10 protein-coding genes and 1 pseudogene are annotated in these 16,813 nt (G+C 43.1%); 3 read left to right on the top strand and 8 right to left on the bottom strand.

Going from position 1 to position 16,813, the window contains the following annotated elements:
* Positions 1-68: 68 nt before the first annotated feature.
* From BQ8014_RS17540 to BQ8014_RS19820, 7 genes and pseudogenes are all read right to left on the bottom strand, one after another.
* Entirely contained in the window at positions 69-905 is an 837-nt protein-coding gene (locus BQ8014_RS17540; RefSeq protein WP_080905486.1) for an Rpn family recombination-promoting nuclease/putative transposase, read from the bottom strand.
* Positions 906-1,062: 157 nt separating this feature from the next.
* Complete coding sequence (locus BQ8014_RS17535) at positions 1,063-1,899, bottom strand: Rpn family recombination-promoting nuclease/putative transposase (protein WP_080905486.1); 837 nt, start codon at positions 1,897-1,899, stop codon at positions 1,063-1,065.
* Between the two features lie 157 nt (positions 1,900-2,056).
* Complete coding sequence (locus BQ8014_RS17530; protein WP_080905487.1) at positions 2,057-2,893, bottom strand: Rpn family recombination-promoting nuclease/putative transposase; 837 nt, start codon at positions 2,891-2,893, stop codon at positions 2,057-2,059.
* A gap of 140 nt (positions 2,894-3,033) precedes the next feature.
* Positions 3,034-3,153, bottom strand: a pseudogene (locus BQ8014_RS19825) (DUF6383 domain-containing protein); the annotation flags it as partial.
* 236 nt (positions 3,154-3,389) lie between these two features.
* Positions 3,390-4,226, bottom strand: coding sequence for an Rpn family recombination-promoting nuclease/putative transposase (locus BQ8014_RS17525; protein ID WP_080905486.1), 837 nt, complete (start codon positions 4,224-4,226; stop codon positions 3,390-3,392).
* 157 nt (positions 4,227-4,383) lie between these two features.
* Entirely contained in the window at positions 4,384-5,256 is an 873-nt protein-coding gene (locus BQ8014_RS17520) for an Rpn family recombination-promoting nuclease/putative transposase (protein ID WP_080905485.1), read from the bottom strand.
* Positions 5,257-5,396: 140 nt separating this feature from the next.
* Complete coding sequence (locus BQ8014_RS19820; RefSeq protein ID WP_234998083.1) at positions 5,397-8,297, bottom strand: DUF6383 domain-containing protein; 2,901 nt, start codon at positions 8,295-8,297, stop codon at positions 5,397-5,399.
* Between the two features lie 271 nt (positions 8,298-8,568).
* On the opposite strand from BQ8014_RS19820, the gene BQ8014_RS17510 reads away from it, so the two are divergent.
* The 3 genes from BQ8014_RS17510 (at position 8,569) to BQ8014_RS17500 (ending at position 15,832) form a co-directional block, all read left to right on the top strand.
* Positions 8,569-9,678: a site-specific integrase gene (locus BQ8014_RS17510; protein ID WP_080905484.1), complete on the top strand. Its 1,110-nt coding sequence runs from the start codon at positions 8,569-8,571 to the stop codon at positions 9,676-9,678.
* A 741-nt stretch (positions 9,679-10,419) separates the two neighbouring features.
* Entirely contained in the window at positions 10,420-15,117 is a 4,698-nt protein-coding gene (locus BQ8014_RS17505; RefSeq protein WP_080905483.1) for a DUF6383 domain-containing protein, read from the top strand.
* 205 nt (positions 15,118-15,322) lie between these two features.
* Positions 15,323-15,832 carry a DUF4251 domain-containing protein gene (locus BQ8014_RS17500; protein WP_080905482.1) on the top strand — a complete coding sequence of 170 codons (510 nt, stop codon included), beginning with the start codon at positions 15,323-15,325 and terminating at the stop codon, positions 15,830-15,832.
* Here the strand turns inward: BQ8014_RS17500 and BQ8014_RS17495 are convergent.
* Positions 15,814-16,746 carry a tRNA modification radical SAM protein MnmL/YtqA gene (locus BQ8014_RS17495; RefSeq protein ID WP_080906044.1) on the bottom strand — a complete coding sequence of 311 codons (933 nt, stop codon included), beginning with the start codon at positions 16,744-16,746 and terminating at the stop codon, positions 15,814-15,816. The genes BQ8014_RS17500 and BQ8014_RS17495 overlap by 19 nt on opposite strands.
* Positions 16,747-16,813: the final 67 nt, after the last annotated feature.

Here is a 16,813-nt window from a genome sequence, read left to right as displayed (position 1 = left end):
AATGACGGACGGATTACAGACGGTAGTTATAAAAATAGCGAAGTCCGGAAAGAGACTTCGCTATTTGTTTATAACTTTTCGATTTCACCGGCGGAAAGGCCGGTGGCCCGGGCAATGAGATCGACCGGCAGGCCTTCCGCTTTCAGATTGCGGGCAGCCTCTTCCAAGCCCTCCGTCCGGCCTTCTTTACGGCCTTTCTGTTCGGCATAGCCGAGGACGGCAAGGTTGTCGCGGTAGACCTTGATGCTTTCGTCGTATTTCTCCCGTTCCTCCTTCGTGAGGGAGGCTATGTCCACGATTTTCTCCAATCGTTCGAAGACCGACTTGCGGGCCTTAAAAGGCAATCTCTTTAATGTTTCCATATTCTTTAATACATATATCCATCGTTCGAAATCCGTTTCGCATTCTTCCTTTTCCTTTGTAAAGGAGGGAAGCTCTATAAAGATAAAACGCAGCTTGTCGCTGAATTGTTCATTCGTTTCGCGATCGGCCAGGATCACATCCGTCCGCAGCTTGTGGGGTATGTCTTCCAGACGGAAATTCATGAAGAAAACACCGTATACCGCTTTCAATCCGAACTGCCAGTCCATGCCTTTCTCGCCCTGACGAGCGACGGTGTGGGAAAGGTAGAACAAGGCGCGCTCCCGGAAGTTGATCTGCTGGCGGTTCTGCATTTCCACGATGAAATGCTCTCCTTTCTCCGTCGTGCAGTAGATGTCGTAAATCACGCCCCGGTCTCCCATGAACTCGGGCAAGAGCTCCTTGTCCAGGAAGGTGATGTCTTTGATCGCTTTTTCGCCTACTAGCAAGTCGTTCAAGAATTCAATCAGCAAATCTTTATTGATCTCCTGTCCGAAAATCTTTTTAAATCCTACATCCGTAAACGGATTGATGAATCTTGACATCGTTTTTGGGCTTTGGTTGTTCCAAAAGTAGGCATTTTAGTTGGCAAACGGAATATAAAATGGTTTTTATTTCAAGCGTTGAGAATATAAATGACGGACGGATTACAGACGGTAGTTATAAAAATAGCGAAGTCCGGAAAGAGACTTCGCTATTTGTTTATAACTTTTCGATTTCACCGGCGGAAAGGCCGGTGGCCCGGGCAATGAGATCGACCGGCAGGCCTTCCGCTTTCAGATTGCGGGCAGCCTCTTCCAAGCCCTCCGTCCGGCCTTCTTTACGGCCTTTCTGTTCGGCATAGCCGAGGACGGCAAGGTTGTCGCGGTAGACCTTGATGCTTTCGTCGTATTTCTCCCGTTCCTCCTTCGTGAGGGAGGCTATGTCCACGATTTTCTCCAATCGTTCGAAGACCGACTTGCGGGCCTTAAAAGGCAATCTCTTTAATGTTTCCATATTCTTTAATACATATATCCATCGTTCGAAATCCGTTTCGCATTCTTCCTTTTCCTTTGTAAAGGAGGGAAGCTCTATAAAGATAAAACGCAGCTTGTCGCTGAATTGTTCATTCGTTTCGCGATCGGCCAGGATCACATCCGTCCGCAGCTTGTGGGGTATGTCTTCCAGACGGAAATTCATGAAGAAAACACCGTATACCGCTTTCAATCCGAACTGCCAGTCCATGCCTTTCTCGCCCTGACGAGCGACGGTGTGGGAAAGGTAGAACAAGGCGCGCTCCCGGAAGTTGATCTGCTGGCGGTTCTGCATTTCCACGATGAAATGCTCTCCTTTCTCCGTCGTGCAGTAGATGTCGTAAATCACGCCCCGGTCTCCCATGAACTCGGGCAAGAGCTCCTTGTCCAGGAAGGTGATGTCTTTGATCGCTTTTTCGCCTACTAGCAAGTCGTTCAAGAATTCAATCAGCAAATCTTTATTGATCTCCTGTCCGAAAATCTTTTTAAATCCTACATCCGTAAACGGATTGATGAATCTTGACATCGTTTTTGGGCTTTGGTTGTTCCAAAAGTAGGCATTTTAGTTGGCAAACGGAATATAAAATGGTTTTTATTTCAAGCGTTGAGAATATAAATGACGGACGGATTACAGACGGTAGTTATAAAAATAGCGAAGTCCGGAAAGAGACTTCGCTATTTGTTTATAACTTTTCGATTTCACCGGCGGAAAGGCCGGTGGCCCGGGCAATGAGATCGACCGGCAGGCCTTCCGCTTTCAGATTGCGGGCAGCCTCTTCCAAGCCCTCCGTCCGGCCTTCTTTACGGCCTTTCTGTTCGGCATAGCCGAGGACGGCAAGGTTGTCGCGGTAGACCTTGATGCTTTCGTCGTATTTCTCCCGTTCCTCCTTCGTGAGGGAGGCTATGTCCACGATTTTCTCCAATCGTTCGAAGACCGACTTGCGGGCCTTAAAAGGCAATCTCTTTAATGTTTCCATATTCTTTAATACATATATCCATCGTTCGAAATCCGTTTCGCATTCTTCCTTTTCCTTTGTAAAGGAGGGAAGCTCTATAAAGATAAAACGCAGCTTGTCGCTGAATTGTTCATTCGTTTCGCGATCGGCCAGGATCACATCCGTCCGCAGCTTGTGGGGTATGTCTTCCAGACGGAAATTCATGAAGAAAACACCGTATACCGCTTTCAATCCGAACTGCCAGTCCATGCCTTTCTCGCCCTGACGAGCGACGGTGTGGGAAAGGTAGAACAAGGCGCGCTCCCGGAAGTTGATCTGCTGGCGGTTCTGCATTTCCACGATGAAATGCTCTCCTTTCTCCGTCGTGCAGTAGATGTCGTAAATCACGCCCCGGTCTCCCATGAACTCGGGCAAGAGCTCCTTGTCCAGGAAGGTGATGTCTTTGATCGCTTTTTCGCCTACTAGCAAGTCGTTCAAGAATTCGATCAGCAAATCTTTATCGATCTCCTGTCCGAAAATCTTTTTAAATCCTACATCCGTAAACGGATTGATGAATCTTGACATCGTTTTTGGGCTTTGGTTGTTCCAAAAGTAGGCATTTTAATTGGCAAACGGAATATAACGTGGTTTTTATTTTAATCTAAAAAAGGAAGCGCCTTACCCCCGAAAGGGCAAGGCGCCTACCATAAGATATATTTGATTAATTACTTAACCACTGCTTTTACAGCTTTTTCACCTTCTACGGCTACTACAACCACACCCTTAGGTACGGAGATGGTAGCCTGGTCGGAAGAAAGAACCGTATTGGCAACANAAGAATTCAATCAGCAAATCTTTATTGATCTCCTGTCCGAAAATCTTTTTAAATCCTACATCCGTAAACGGATTGATGAATCTTGACATCGTTTTTGGGCTTTGGTTGTTCCAAAAGTAGGCATTTTAGTTGGCAAACGGAATATAAAATGGTTTTTATTTCAAGCGTTGAGAATATAAATGACGGACGGATTACAGACGGTAGTTATAAAAATAGCGAAGTCCGGAAAGAGACTTCGCTATTTGTTTATAACTTTTCGATTTCACCGGCGGAAAGGCCGGTGGCCCGGGCAATGAGATCGACCGGCAGGCCTTCCGCTTTCAGATTGCGGGCAGCCTCTTCCAAGCCCTCCGTCCGGCCTTCTTTACGGCCTTTCTGTTCGGCATAGCCGAGGACGGCAAGGTTGTCGCGGTAGACCTTGATGCTTTCGTCGTATTTCTCCCGTTCCTCCTTCGTGAGGGAGGCTATGTCCACGATTTTCTCCAATCGTTCGAAGACCGACTTGCGGGCCTTAAAAGGCAATCTCTTTAATGTTTCCATATTCTTTAATACATATATCCATCGTTCGAAATCCGTTTCGCATTCTTCCTTTTCCTTTGTAAAGGAGGGAAGCTCTATAAAGATAAAACGCAGCTTGTCGCTGAATTGTTCATTCGTTTCGCGATCAGCCAGGATCACATCCGTCCGCAGCTTGTGGGGTATGTCTTCCAGACGGAAATTCATGAAGAAGACACCGTATACCGCTTTCAATCCGAACTGCCAGTCCATGCCTTTCTCGCCCTGACGAGCGACGGTGTGGGAAAGGTAGAACAAGGCGCGCTCCCGGAAGTTGATCTGCTGGCGGTTCTGCATTTCCACGATGAAATGCTCTCCTTTCTCCGTCGTGCAGTAGATGTCGTAAATCACGCCCCGGTCTCCCATGAACTCGGGCAAGAGCTCCTTGTCCAGGAAGGTGATGTCTTTGATCGCTTTTTCGCCTACTAGCAAGTCGTTCAAGAATTCAATCAGCAAATCTTTATTGATCTCCTGTCCGAAAATCTTTTTAAATCCTACATCCGTAAACGGATTGATGAATCTTGACATCGTTTTTGGGCTTTGGTTGTTCCAAAAGTAGGCATTTTAATTGGCAAACAGAATATAACGTGGTTTTTATTTCAAGCGTTGGGAATATAAATGACGGACGGGTTACAGACGGTAGTTATAAAAATAGCGAAGTCCGGAAAGAGACTTCGTTATTTGTTTATAACTTTTCGATTTCGCCGGCGGAAAGGCCAGTGACCTCGGATATAAGGTCGGACGCTAGGCCTTTTGCTTTCAGATTGCGGGCAATCTTCAATTGGGTCTCTTTCAAACCTTCCGCCCGGCCTTTTGTAAGGCCTCTGGCTTCACCTTCTTTACGGCCTTTCTGTTCGGCATAGCCGAGGACGGCAAGGTTGTCGCGGTAGACCTTGATGCTTTCGTCGTATTTCTCCCGTTCCTCCTTTGTGAGAGAGGCTATGTCCACGATTTTCTCCAATCGTTCGAAGACCGACTTGCGGGCCTTAAAAGGCAATCTCTTTAATGTTTCCATATTCTTTAATACATATATCCATCGTTCGAAATCCGTTTCGCATTCTTCCTCTTCCTTTGTAAAGGAGGGAAGCTCTATAAAGATAAAACGCAGCTTGTCGCTGAATTGTTCATTCGTTTCGCGATCAGCCAGGATCACATCCGTCCGCAGCTTGTGGGGTATGTCTTCCAGACGGAAATTCATGAAGAAGACACCGTATACCGCTTTCAATCCGAACTGCCAGTCCATGCCTTTCTCGCCCTGACGAGCGACGGTGTGGGAAAGGTAGAACAAGGCGCGCTCCCGGAAGTTGATCTGCTGGCGGTTCTGCATTTCCACGATGAAATGCTCTCCTTTCTCCGTCGTGCAGTAGATGTCGTAAATCACGCCCCGGTCTCCCATGAACTCGGGCAAGAGCTCCTTGTCCAGGAAGGTGATGTCTTTGATCGCTTTTTCGCCTACTAGCAAGTCGTTCAAGAATTCGATCAGCAAATCTTTATCGATCTCCTGTCCGAAAATCTTTTTAAATCCTACATCCGTAAACGGATTGATGAATCTTGACATCGTTTTTGGGCTTTGGTTGTTCCAAAAGTAGGCATTTTAATTGGCAAACGGAATATAACGTGGTTTTTATTTTAATCTAAAAAAGGAAGCGCCTTACCCCCGAAAGGGCAAGGCGCCTACCATAAGATATATTTGATTAATTACTTAACCACTGCTTTTACAGCTTTTTCACCTTCTACGGCTACTACAACCACACCCTTAGGTACGGAGATGGTAGCCTGGTCGGAAGAAAGAACCGTATTGGCAACAGCCTGGCCTAAGATATTGCTGATCGTTACCTTCTTGCCTGCAGCGTTGAAGATCGTTACGTTTCCGGCACCACCTACAACCGTTACATCGGTAGCAGAGATTCCTTCGTTAGCAACAGGAGCTTCGCTGCTCTCGTCTACATTGAAAAGTTCAGCTTCTGCATAACTAGCTACTATAACCGGTACTCCATTCTGGATTTTCACCCAGTTAGCGCCCGTAGTCGGAGCAACAATATTGGCTGATTCAATAAGGAAGTCATTCAATCCATCTTTAAGTAAGCGGAATTGCCATACTACATTTTTATTATCAGCAGCTTTTGTCAAGTCAAGCTTTTTAACACCTGTTGCTTTTTTCAAAGCAGCCAGATCAATGAGTCCATTATTAATGACAGGTTTGTAACCGTTCAGGATGAATAAAGAATCTTTTTGACGTACAGCATCAACAAAGGCTAAACGGGTGTGGTTATTCCATTTATAATCGTCACTTTTAGCTGCAGAATCAACTGCATTAATCAGATACTGACCATAGATATAGTTCTTTGTAGCAGAAGGAAGACTATCTGTCGTTACAGCAATCAAATATTGAGGATTAATTTGTTTATTACTATTTGTATAGGCTGTATCAACCAGGAATGAATAACCGCCATGTTTGATTGTCTCCTTTTCCAAATCCTCTTGTTTACCAACTCCCAAGAAGGCAATTTGGGCTTTCACTCCATAGTTATGTGCGCTTTCATACAATACTTCAGCCCTATTGTTTGCACGGACGAATCTTAATGTATCGGCATTATTGTCGGTAGCAAATTTTTTATACAAATCATGAGTTGTTTCTCCTAAAGCGAAGGTTGATACAGGTTCTGCACCTAAACCTTCCTTATACAAATAGAGTTTTAGTATATCATCGCTCTTAACGGAAACTTTGTTAGTAGCATCAATTAATGTATAATATTCTTTTCCGTCCTTTGCATAATATGATTTCAGATCAAAGACTACAGCGTCAGCAGGTTTCTTCGTAGTCACATATTTCCCCGCTGTGGCATCAAAGCCGATATAAACCTCTGTAGCGTCAAATTTCGCAGGATCATACACTTTAACATTATATTTATAGCGTTCCAATCGGACGGATTTATCTTTAATTGCATCAGCGCCATATGCTGTAGCACTACCAACTCTTACCAATTGGAATGGCGTTCCGTCCTCAGAGGAAGAAACGTATACTGCCGTATCCTTTCCCGTAGAAGCGACTAAATAAGCATTCTCGTTCGCCGGAACAAAATGTTTAAAAGTAAACGATTTCGTTTTTAGTGTATTGGCATCTCCTGTTACATTGAAATAGCCTAAACTCTTATCTTTCAGGGATGTTACGGGGATAAAGACAAGAGTGTCTATTGCCGCTGACCCTGTTAGACTCGTCGTAGCTTCGAAAGTATCACCGACTTTGTACAATTGGATAAACGATTCGCTCTTGTTGTCATATTCACGATTTTGAATTTTTATAGTAGAATTTTCCAACTCTGTTTCTTTAGTGATAACCCATTGAGCGGAAGGAAGATATTGAAAATCCTGATATCCTCCCTGGTGTCTGTATTCAACACTTCCTGCCAGATTGACAACCAGATAAGCATCATTCAACTCTCCACCGTTTATGGCCGTCTTCTTTTGGATCAGGTATATACCAGTTTCTTTTGTGGTTGCCGTTTTTGCTGCAGTAGCATCAGTTGTTTGGAAGCGAGCTGCATCAGTACCTAAAGTAATCACGTATCCATTAACAAGATAAGCTATACGCACAAAATTTGCATTGGTCACCGGCGTTCCGTACCAGAAGATATCATTAGATGCTGTAGATTGTTTTGTATAATACTCCTCGATAGCGATCGCTATAGAATCAGAAGAAGGATTATATGTAAATTTGAAATTATATGATTTTGTATTACGGTTGGCAGCATTTATGCTATCATAATTAAATGCAAGCAAGTTGGCTTCAGTTCCCGGAATATATGCTGTATCAACTACAACATAAGCTTCTTTTTTAGCTTTGCCAACTGTTGTATCTGCTTTCAAGGTTACATACTCTGAACTACCAACTTGCTCTGCATGCAAGCTTTTTTTGGTAAAGTAATTCGTGAGTAGATTATTCTTACCCTTCGGATCTTCAAACTTCAAATTAAAAGAAGATTTAGCATCCGGAGTTCCTGCTATTTGTCTGAATTGAGTATTCAGATCGTCTGCTGTTAACACAAGAGATTTATTGACAGCATAAGTATAAGGCTTGAGCACTAAGGCTTTATTCGCGGAAGTAAGATCTGCTGTTAACCCTTTAGCCACTCCTAAATTAGCACCATCCAGCGTTAAGAAATAAATAGAGTCGGTATTAAAATAAGAGTAAATTCCGTTAGCGTCGATTATCCATTCTTTAATCGTTCCTTTCAATGGTAACTCAGCGCCGGCTGTAGCATTTGGAGCGACAACCAAGTCACGACCGGTAGCCACGTTGATGAATTTGAGTTTTGACGGAGCTCCCTGTTGTCCGGCAGTAACACTTACCGTCCACAGAGCAAAGCGAAATTGCTCTAAGCTAGCAGGTTCATTCCCAAACTTTACGGTTCCGTAAGGTTCATTAACAACCGGAGCAACAGCCGTTAAGAATTTGTCGGCCGCAGTGCTCGCAAGAAAGTACTTTTTCCCATTCTCAAACTTTGGAGCCGCAGTAAAATCACCAGGTGCTGCATTGGCTATTCCGCTGCTAAATAGCAGTGTCAAAGCCGCTAATAAAGTAAAAAACCTTTTGTTCATAATCAATTAAATTAATATTAATACTAAAAGTAAATAAATTTCGATTTTCATTTCTTTTGCTACGAAGGGATGCCTCTAATCAGACAATCAGCCCTCTACACTTTCCATGACGGAAAATGAAAGGGTATATTAGGTTTTCTTTTTTAGAAATATTTTCGAACAATTATGCCAATGGAAAATTTGACAATCATGTATTTTGATTTTAGAAAGGAAATCGACAAAAACTTATTTATTGGATTTCGTACATTTATTAAATGTTTTAAAATGAATTATGGGAAATACTAAAGTAACTCTACGACAACGTTCTGTTTCCAAAGGACAAAAGTCCTTATATCTGGATTTTTACCCTCCCGTCCGCGACCCGCAAACCATGCGTATGACCCGTTGGGAAAGCCTAGGTATTTACGTCTATGAAACTCCTCAAACCGGATGGCAGAAGAAGTTTAACAAAGAGATGCTCGACAAAGCCGAAGTGATCCGCTGCATGCGCGTCACTTCGATCATCAATGAAGAGTATGGTTTTTTGGACAAGAGGCAGTCGAAGGAGGACTTTCTGGAGTATTACCAGCGGATCGCCTTTGCAAAGGGCGTTAAATGGATGGTCGTCCACACCCATTTCCGTCGGTTCGTGAACAACCGTTGCAGCTTCGGCGACGTAAACGTTGCACTGTGCCGACGCTTCAGGGACTATCTGCTAAACGCCAAACAGTTGAACCACGCCCACCTGCCGGTCTCCCGGAATTCGGCCGCCAGCTATTATTCCATTTTCCGTTCTTTACTGAAGATCGCTTATAAAGAGAAGAAAATGAGGGAGAACCTGAACGAATTTCTGGAAGGGATTGAGCGGAAAAACGTCCGGAAGGAATATCTTACCCTGGAGGAATTGCGCCATCTGGCCGCAACGCCTTGCGACGTCCCGGTACTAAAGCAGGCCTCTCTCTTTTCCTGCCTGACCGGGCTGCGGATCAGCGACATCCTTCAACTGACCTGGGAGGAGATCCTTCCGGCATCGGAAGGCGGTTTCTGCATGCGCCTCTGCACGGAAAAAACGGAAACGGAGGCTACGCTCCCGATCAGCGACGAAGCTCTGGCTCTATGCGGCTCCCGGTCTGTCGGCAAGGTCTTCAAAGGTTTGCAGCGTTCCATGACCCGCGTACCTCTGAAACGCTGGTTGGAGCAGGCGGGGATTCGGAAGAAAATTACTTTCCATTGTTTCCGCCATACCTTCGCCACCCTCCAGATCGCCTTGGGAACAGACATTTATACCGTTTCCAAGATGCTCACGCACAAGAACGTGACTACCACGCAGATCTATGCGGATTTGGTAAATGCGAAAAAGCGGGAATCCGCCAACAAGATCAGCCTCATCGCCAATTCCTGAACGTGTTTCCCGTTATTACGCTTTTTTGCATTATGCAAAAAAGTTATTTCCTCCCGGCTCGCCTTTCTTTATATAATTATGTACGTGCGTACATATTTAAAATGTAATGGTCTTCGCATTGTCTTGGACGGAAAAAAGGTGTATGCTTCTTTTTCAGGGAAGATGCATAAAAATCATCGCTTGTCGGCTTAAAAATTGATAACTATGAACAAATTCAGTCATAACTATGAATCTGTGCAATCATAACTATGAATGCACGCGTTCATAGTTATGAATTTTCAAAAGGTTTTTATATAAGAAAGAAAGGCATAAGGTCTCCTTTTTTTGTTAATAATACTTATTTGAATGGAGGAATATCCTTCTTTTGTTTAGTTTTGTAAACAAAGGAGGCGATAGGATTAAAGAGACTTCCTCCTTTCGCTTTATCGGGAAGAATCGGAGGCTTTTTCACCATTTAAGTACCGTCTATCCTTTGGAATAGAGCTATAAGAGGGGAGAAAACGATGGTTTCGTCTGGAAAAACAGCGGTTTCGTACTGGAATACCCCGTTTTTTGATAAGAAACAAACAATGTTTGTAAAAAATAGAACGTTTTCTATTGTAAACACAAAGGGAATATCTATATTTGTCGTCATGGAAAGTGTAGGGGGCTGGTTGCCTGATTAGAGGCATTGGCCTGTTACATGGGCATTAAAGATCAAAATTTATTTACTTTTAGTATTAATATTAATTGGTTAAAATTATGAACAAAAGGTTTTTTACTTTATTAGCGAGTGCTGCTCTGCTGTTTTCTACAGCAATTGCGGCGGCACCTGCAGGTCCCCAAAAGGAAACGGGGCCTCTTAATGAGAGCTACTTGTATCACTTATTGAGTGGTACGGAAGATCTCTTATATGTAGGGGAGGGCGATACACTCTTCGTGGGTGATACAGCTACTATTTCTGCCGCAAATGTTGAGTTCTTTAATTCTTTATGGTGTGTAAAAGCAGAACAACCGGGTGCATCTTTATTCCCCCAGTTTGTTTTTACCAATAAAGGAGCTGAGACCTATTTAAGCGTAAACATCGATAGCTTTGTTGTTGATGGAAAGAAGGTTTTCCCTGCTGTTGTAAGTGATGGCGATGTTTTCGAGTGGAAATTCTCAAGCAAGTATAAAACCAGCTTGGATGCTACTCCTAACTATTTAGCTTCTTATATTAAGGACGACACGATTGCTGTCTTGACGACAGACGGAGCAGGTAAAGTTTTTGTAGAAATTGTGGAAGCTCCGGAAGGAACAGCTGCTCCGGCTGTTACTAATACTTTATTGACATTCAACTTGGCTAGTGCTGCATCTCGTGTGTTGACAGCTGCTGAATTTAACACAGTTCTCGGAACAAAGGAAGCTGGTACTCAGAAATTGATTTTCAATCCTGACAAAAATAAAACGTCAGCACAAAATCCTTTCTCAGAAGTTGGTTTGAAAGCGGTAGATGCTGCAACTGCAGGTTATGTTAAATTTGCTAAAGGAAGTACTGCAAACGATACGCTGCGTGTTGATACCAGTTATGTAAATGCTCAAGGAACTCAATTCCTGGCATATGCATTCGGAAAGGTTGCTCCAAAAATTGCAAAACAATCTGAATTCCAATTAGTTTATTATCCTTCTAATGATAGTTTGACTATTCAGGTTGCTGAAGTTCGTTATAAACCGACTACAGGTGCTTGGGAAGATGCTCCTGCTACTACTGATTTATTTGTATCCGTTCAGGATTTGGTAAAAGCAGACCAAATTCGCATTGTAACAGTTGCTGCTGAACAGAATACTCATATCTCATTTGGTATCGGTGGATGTTCAAATGTAGGTGATAACAGAACAACTCTTGCTAACGGGTTATACTTCATTAAGAATGCAGAAGGTAAATACTTAGCTGCTCCGATTTATACGGATTCTTCTACAACTACTTTGGCTAAAGCTCTTTGGGTTAATTTGGAAGCAAATGTAGAACCTTCCCGTTTGCCGGCTTACCAATGGGTAGTAGAAAAAACGAGAACAAGTGCTAAATATGCTGAAACTTCACCGATAAAGATTACGAACCGTGAATATAAGGATATCGTTTTAGCTAACTCTTTACAACTTATTACAGGTAAGGATGTAATCCTTGAAGGCGTAAAATCTGCATTTACAACACTTTCTGATGCTGCTAAGAAAGATAGTCTCTTAGGCTACAAAGCTATCGGATTGGCAAATCAGGAATATAAGACTTATGTATATAGCTTCAATTATCTGCATCAATTCAACGACCAGAAATATCTGGAAGTTACAAATGACAAAAACGATACTTTAATCTACGTAGGTGAAGATAAGACTTCTTTCGAATTAGTACCGCAAAGCGCTTCTTTCGTTAACTACGGTAAGACTATTTCTGGTATTGCTCAATTGAAACGCGTTTCTTATAAGTTGAAAATAAAAGATTCTTATAAGTTCAATCAGGCTGGTAAATTTGTCGCTATTGATTTTGCTAACGACAGATACACCTTGGTTAATGACGAAGCTGACGCTTCCGTATTCTTCCTGAAAGAAAACAACTACAAGGATGGTAAGTCTTTCTATGCATTGGTAGATACGACTACATTGGATATTGTAAAATATCATAATGGTTTCGTAAAAGTTGCTATCGATGATAACAATGTTTATGCAAAGGTAAATCCGATTACTGAAATCAGAACTTCTGCATTTGCCGTTGAACCGAACGATGATCCTTTGTATAGAAAAATAGCTACGGCTGTAGATACATTGGAATTCTTCCGCGAAAGAGAACCGTCAGATGTATTGTATGAAAATGCACACTTGCAAGAAGGTGAATATGGTTTAGCTGATACAAGTATCAACTTCTTAGGTGTTCGTAACAAGACACTTTTGGAAAATGACGGTATCCAACGCGGCTATAGCTTCTTGGTAGATACTGCTTATGTCAACAGAGGTACAGGTATTGTGAAACCGCAATATTTGGTAGCTGTTCGTCCGGAAGTGATTGCTCCTAATACAACGAGAGCTTGGTTCTTGATCAATGCAACTCAATATGGAGTCGATGCTAAGAATGTAAAAGATTATCAATGGAATACGAAATGGGATCGCTTGGTATTTGCAGAAGGCGTTCGTAAGGGCGACAGCTTGTTTATCTTCCAGCCGGGATTCTCTCCTGAGACAATTAATTTTGCCGCTTTAAAGAGTGAGTCTAAGGCTCGTCTCTACAAGTTAGGTGACAACAAGCATAAAGATGCTGTATGGCAATTCCGTTTGATCAACAATATTACAACGGATCCTACTCAGACATTCTTGATCGAATCTGAAAATCAATTCCGTACAAGTGCAAATCCGACACCAAGTACAACTGGCGTTTCTAATTATGGTGATGACGTTGCTCCGCTTGTAGGTGGTTGGGTAAAAATCCAGAATGGTGTACCTGTAATCAGCCGTGGTTTCTATGAAGAAGCTATCTTAGATGCTGAAAAATTCAACGTCAAAGTATCNGGTGGATGTTCAAATGTAGGTGATAACAGAACAACTCTTGCTAACGGGTTATACTTCATTAAGAATGCAGAAGGTAAATACTTAGCTGCTCCGATTTATACGGATTCTTCTACAACTACTTTGGCTAAAGCTCTTTGGGTTAATTTGGAAGCAAATGTAGAACCTTCCCGTTTGCCGGCTTACCAATGGGTAGTAGAAAAAACGAGAACAAGTGCTAAATATGCTGAAACTTCACCGATAAAGATTACGAACCGTGAATATAAGGATATCGTTTTAGCTAACTCTTTACAACTTATTACAGGTAAGGATGTAATCCTTGAAGGCGTAAAATCTGCATTTACAACACTTTCTGATGCTGCTAAGAAAGATAGTCTCTTAGGCTACAAAGCTATCGGATTGGCAAATCAGGAATATAAGACTTATGTATATAGCTTCAATTATCTGCATCAATTCAACGACCAGAAATATCTGGAAGTTACAAATGACAAAAACGATACTTTAATCTACGTAGGTGAAGATAAGACTTCTTTCGAATTAGTACCGCAAAGCGCTTCTTTCGTTAACTACGGTAAGACTATTTCTGGTATTGCTCAATTGAAACGCGTTTCTTATAAGTTGAAAATAAAAGATTCTTATAAGTTCAATCAGGCTGGTAAATTTGTCGCTATTGATTTTGCTAACGACAGATACACCTTGGTTAATGACGAAGCTGACGCTTCCGTATTCTTCCTGAAAGAAAACAACTACAAGGATGGTAAGTCTTTCTATGCATTGGTAGATACGACTACATTGGATATTGTAAAATATCATAATGGTTTCGTAAAAGTTGCTATCGATGATAACAATGTTTATGCAAAGGTAAATCCGATTACTGAAATCAGAACTTCTGCATTTGCCGTTGAACCGAACGATGATCCTTTGTATAGAAAAATAGCTACGGCTGTAGATACATTGGAATTCTTCCGCGAAAGAGAACCGTCAGATGTATTGTATGAAAATGCACACTTGCAAGAAGGTGAATATGGTTTAGCTGATACAAGTATCAACTTCTTAGGTGTTCGTAACAAGACACTTTTGGAAAATGACGGTATCCAACGCGGCTATAGCTTCTTGGTAGATACTGCTTATGTCAACAGAGGTACAGGTATTGTGAAACCGCAATATTTGGTAGCTGTTCGTCCGGAAGTGATTGCTCCTAATACAACGAGAGCTTGGTTCTTGATCAATGCAACTCAATATGGAGTCGATGCTAAGAATGTAAAAGATTATCAATGGAATACGAAATGGGATCGCTTGGTATTTGCAGAAGGCGTTCGTAAGGGCGACAGCTTGTTTATCTTCCAGCCGGGATTCTCTCCTGAGACAATTAATTTTGCCGCTTTAAAGAGTGAGTCTAAGGCTCGTCTCTACAAGTTAGGTGACAACAAGCATAAAGATGCTGTATGGCAATTCCGTTTGATCAACAATATTACAACGGATCCTACTCAGACATTCTTGATCGAATCTGAAAATCAATTCCGTACAAGTGCAAATCCGACACCAAGTACAACTGGCGTTTCTAATTATGGTGATGACGTTGCTCCGCTTGTAGGTGGTTGGGTAAAAATCCAGAATGGTGTACCTGTAATCAGCCGTGGTTTCTATGAAGAAGCTATCTTAGATGCTGAAAAATTCAACGTCAAAGTATCCAGCGAAGCTCCTGTTGCTAACGAAGGAATCTCTGCTACCGATGTAACGGTTGTAGGTGGTGCCGGAAACGTAACGATCTTCAACGCTGCAGGCAAGAAGGTAACGATCAGCAATATCTTAGGCCAGGCAGTTGCCAACACGGTTCTTTCTTCCGACCAAGCTACCATCTCCGTACCTAAGGGTGTGGTTGTAGTAGCCGTAGAAGGTGAAAAAGCTGTAAAAGCAGTGGTTAAGTAAATTAATCATTAATTAGATATTAAATAGGGGAGGCGCCTTATCTTTCGGGATAAGGCGCTTCTTTTTTATGGGGTAGGAATCCGTTCTTACCCTTTGTTTTTTATATTTTTCTCAAAAACTTCCCGGAATGGTTAAAATTAATTGTCAGTTAAACCTTTCGGTGGGAATCGTTGTCTTATTATTAAGTAGGTTTAGGAGTTAGGTTATGAGAGAAATTAGGTTATTTGTTTTTATGGGGATTGTTCTCCTGGTGGGAGGGCAGTCCCTTTGTGCGCAGAGCAAAGCGGAGAAAAAGGCGGAGAAGGAACAACAGGTGAAGATGAAGCTTGAGAATGGGAACTACGAAATCGATGTGGATTGGGCATTGCCCATGCAGGGACGCTCGGTCAATCTCACTTCCCCCTATTCGCTGGAGATCCGGAATGACTCGGTCTTTTCCTACCTTCCTTATTTCGGACGTGCATACAGTGTACCTTACGGGGGAGGAAGCGGCATGATTTTCAAGGAACCGGTGAGCGATTATACGCTTGTTTTTGATGAGAAAGGAACCGCGCAAGTCCGCTTTAAGACAAGAACGCAGGATGGAGTCCATGAGTTCAATATTCAGGTATTTTCCAATGGTAGCGCCTCCATTCAAGCCAGGCCTGCCAATCGGCAGGGAATCAGTTACCGGGGAAACCTTTCCCTTGAAAATGATCAGGAACGTGGAGAGTAAAGTCGCCCCTGAAATGTGTTGCGTTCTTTGAACCGGCGCTTTACTTTGGCGGTGAATTCGAAGTTTTTTAATCCCCAGGCCGGTGCAATAAGCAACTCTTTTGGGGATTGGGAGACAAAACGTTCCACGGCAATTGCCGGATGTAACCGTTCCATGAAATCGATGACCAGATCGATGTATTCTTCCACGGAATACAGGTGAAATGCTTCGGGATGTCCGGCATATTCCCTACCCATCCGGGTATTTTTAATCAATTGCAGTTGGTGTAGTTTCAACGAGGTGAGCGGTAATTCCGATAGCCGGTCGGCGTGGGAGAGGATTTCCTCTCGGCTTTCGCCTGGCAGTCCGAGGATCAGGTGTGCGCCGGCAGGGATACCTCTTCCGGCTGTCCGGAGAATAGCCGAAACGGAATCCTCGTACGTATGGCCCCGGTTGATCCGCTCGAGCGTACGGTTCAGGGTGCTTTCCAATCCGTATTCGATCAGGACGAATGTTTTCCTGGAAAGGCTTTCGAAATACTCCAGCAGCTCGTCGGGAACACAATCCGGGCGGGTGCCGATGATTAGTCCCTCGACTTTCGGATAGGCCAGCGCCTCTTCATACTTTTGCACCAGGCGGCTCATTTCCTCATACGTATTGGTATAGGCTTGAAAGTAAGCCAGGTAATTCATCTCCGGGTATTTCCGGGAAAAGAACCGGATCCCTTCTTCCAGTTGTTTGGTGATACTCTTCTCGGTATGGCAGTATTCCGGACTGAAAGTCTGGTTATTGCAATAGGTACAGCCTCCCCAGCCCTTCGACCCGTCCCGGTTCGGACAGGTAAAACCCGCGTGGATGGAAATTTTTTGTACTTTCCCGGGAAACCGTTGTTGCAGGAAGTCCCCGAATTCATGATATGCCTTCGTTTCCGCCATTCCGGGGCAAAGATAGTGATTAACGGGAATTAGACCTGTCGGCAGTTTATTTATTTCATTTTCCATC

This window comes from Parabacteroides sp. Marseille-P3160 (genome assembly GCF_900162725.1).
In the GTDB taxonomy this organism is placed as follows: Bacteria; Bacteroidota; Bacteroidia; order Bacteroidales; family Tannerellaceae; genus Marseille-P3160.
The sequence above is the reverse complement of the archived record's forward strand: the minus strand, read 5'-3'. Positions and strand labels throughout refer to the sequence as shown.

Excerpts from the sequence above, each read along its gene's own strand:
- BQ8014_RS17540 (WP_080905486.1), bottom strand. The coding sequence starts at position 905 with ATGTCAAGATTCATCAATCCGTTTACGGATGTAGGATTTAAAAAGATT.
- BQ8014_RS17535 (WP_080905486.1), bottom strand. The coding sequence starts at position 1,899 with ATGTCAAGATTCATCAATCCGTTTACGGATGTAGGATTTAAAAAGATT.
- BQ8014_RS17530 (WP_080905487.1), bottom strand. The coding sequence starts at position 2,893 with ATGTCAAGATTCATCAATCCGTTTACGGATGTAGGATTTAAAAAGATT.
- BQ8014_RS17525 (WP_080905486.1), bottom strand. The coding sequence starts at position 4,226 with ATGTCAAGATTCATCAATCCGTTTACGGATGTAGGATTTAAAAAGATT.
- BQ8014_RS17520 (WP_080905485.1), bottom strand. The coding sequence starts at position 5,256 with ATGTCAAGATTCATCAATCCGTTTACGGATGTAGGATTTAAAAAGATT.
- BQ8014_RS19820 (WP_234998083.1), bottom strand. The coding sequence starts at position 8,297 with ATGAACAAAAGGTTTTTTACTTTATTAGCGGCTTTGACACTGCTATTT.
- BQ8014_RS17510 (WP_080905484.1), top strand. The coding sequence starts at position 8,569 with ATGGGAAATACTAAAGTAACTCTACGACAACGTTCTGTTTCCAAAGGA.
- BQ8014_RS17500 (WP_080905482.1), top strand. The coding sequence starts at position 15,323 with ATGAGAGAAATTAGGTTATTTGTTTTTATGGGGATTGTTCTCCTGGTG.
- BQ8014_RS17495 (WP_080906044.1), bottom strand. The coding sequence starts at position 16,746 with ATGGCGGAAACGAAGGCATATCATGAATTCGGGGACTTCCTGCAACAA.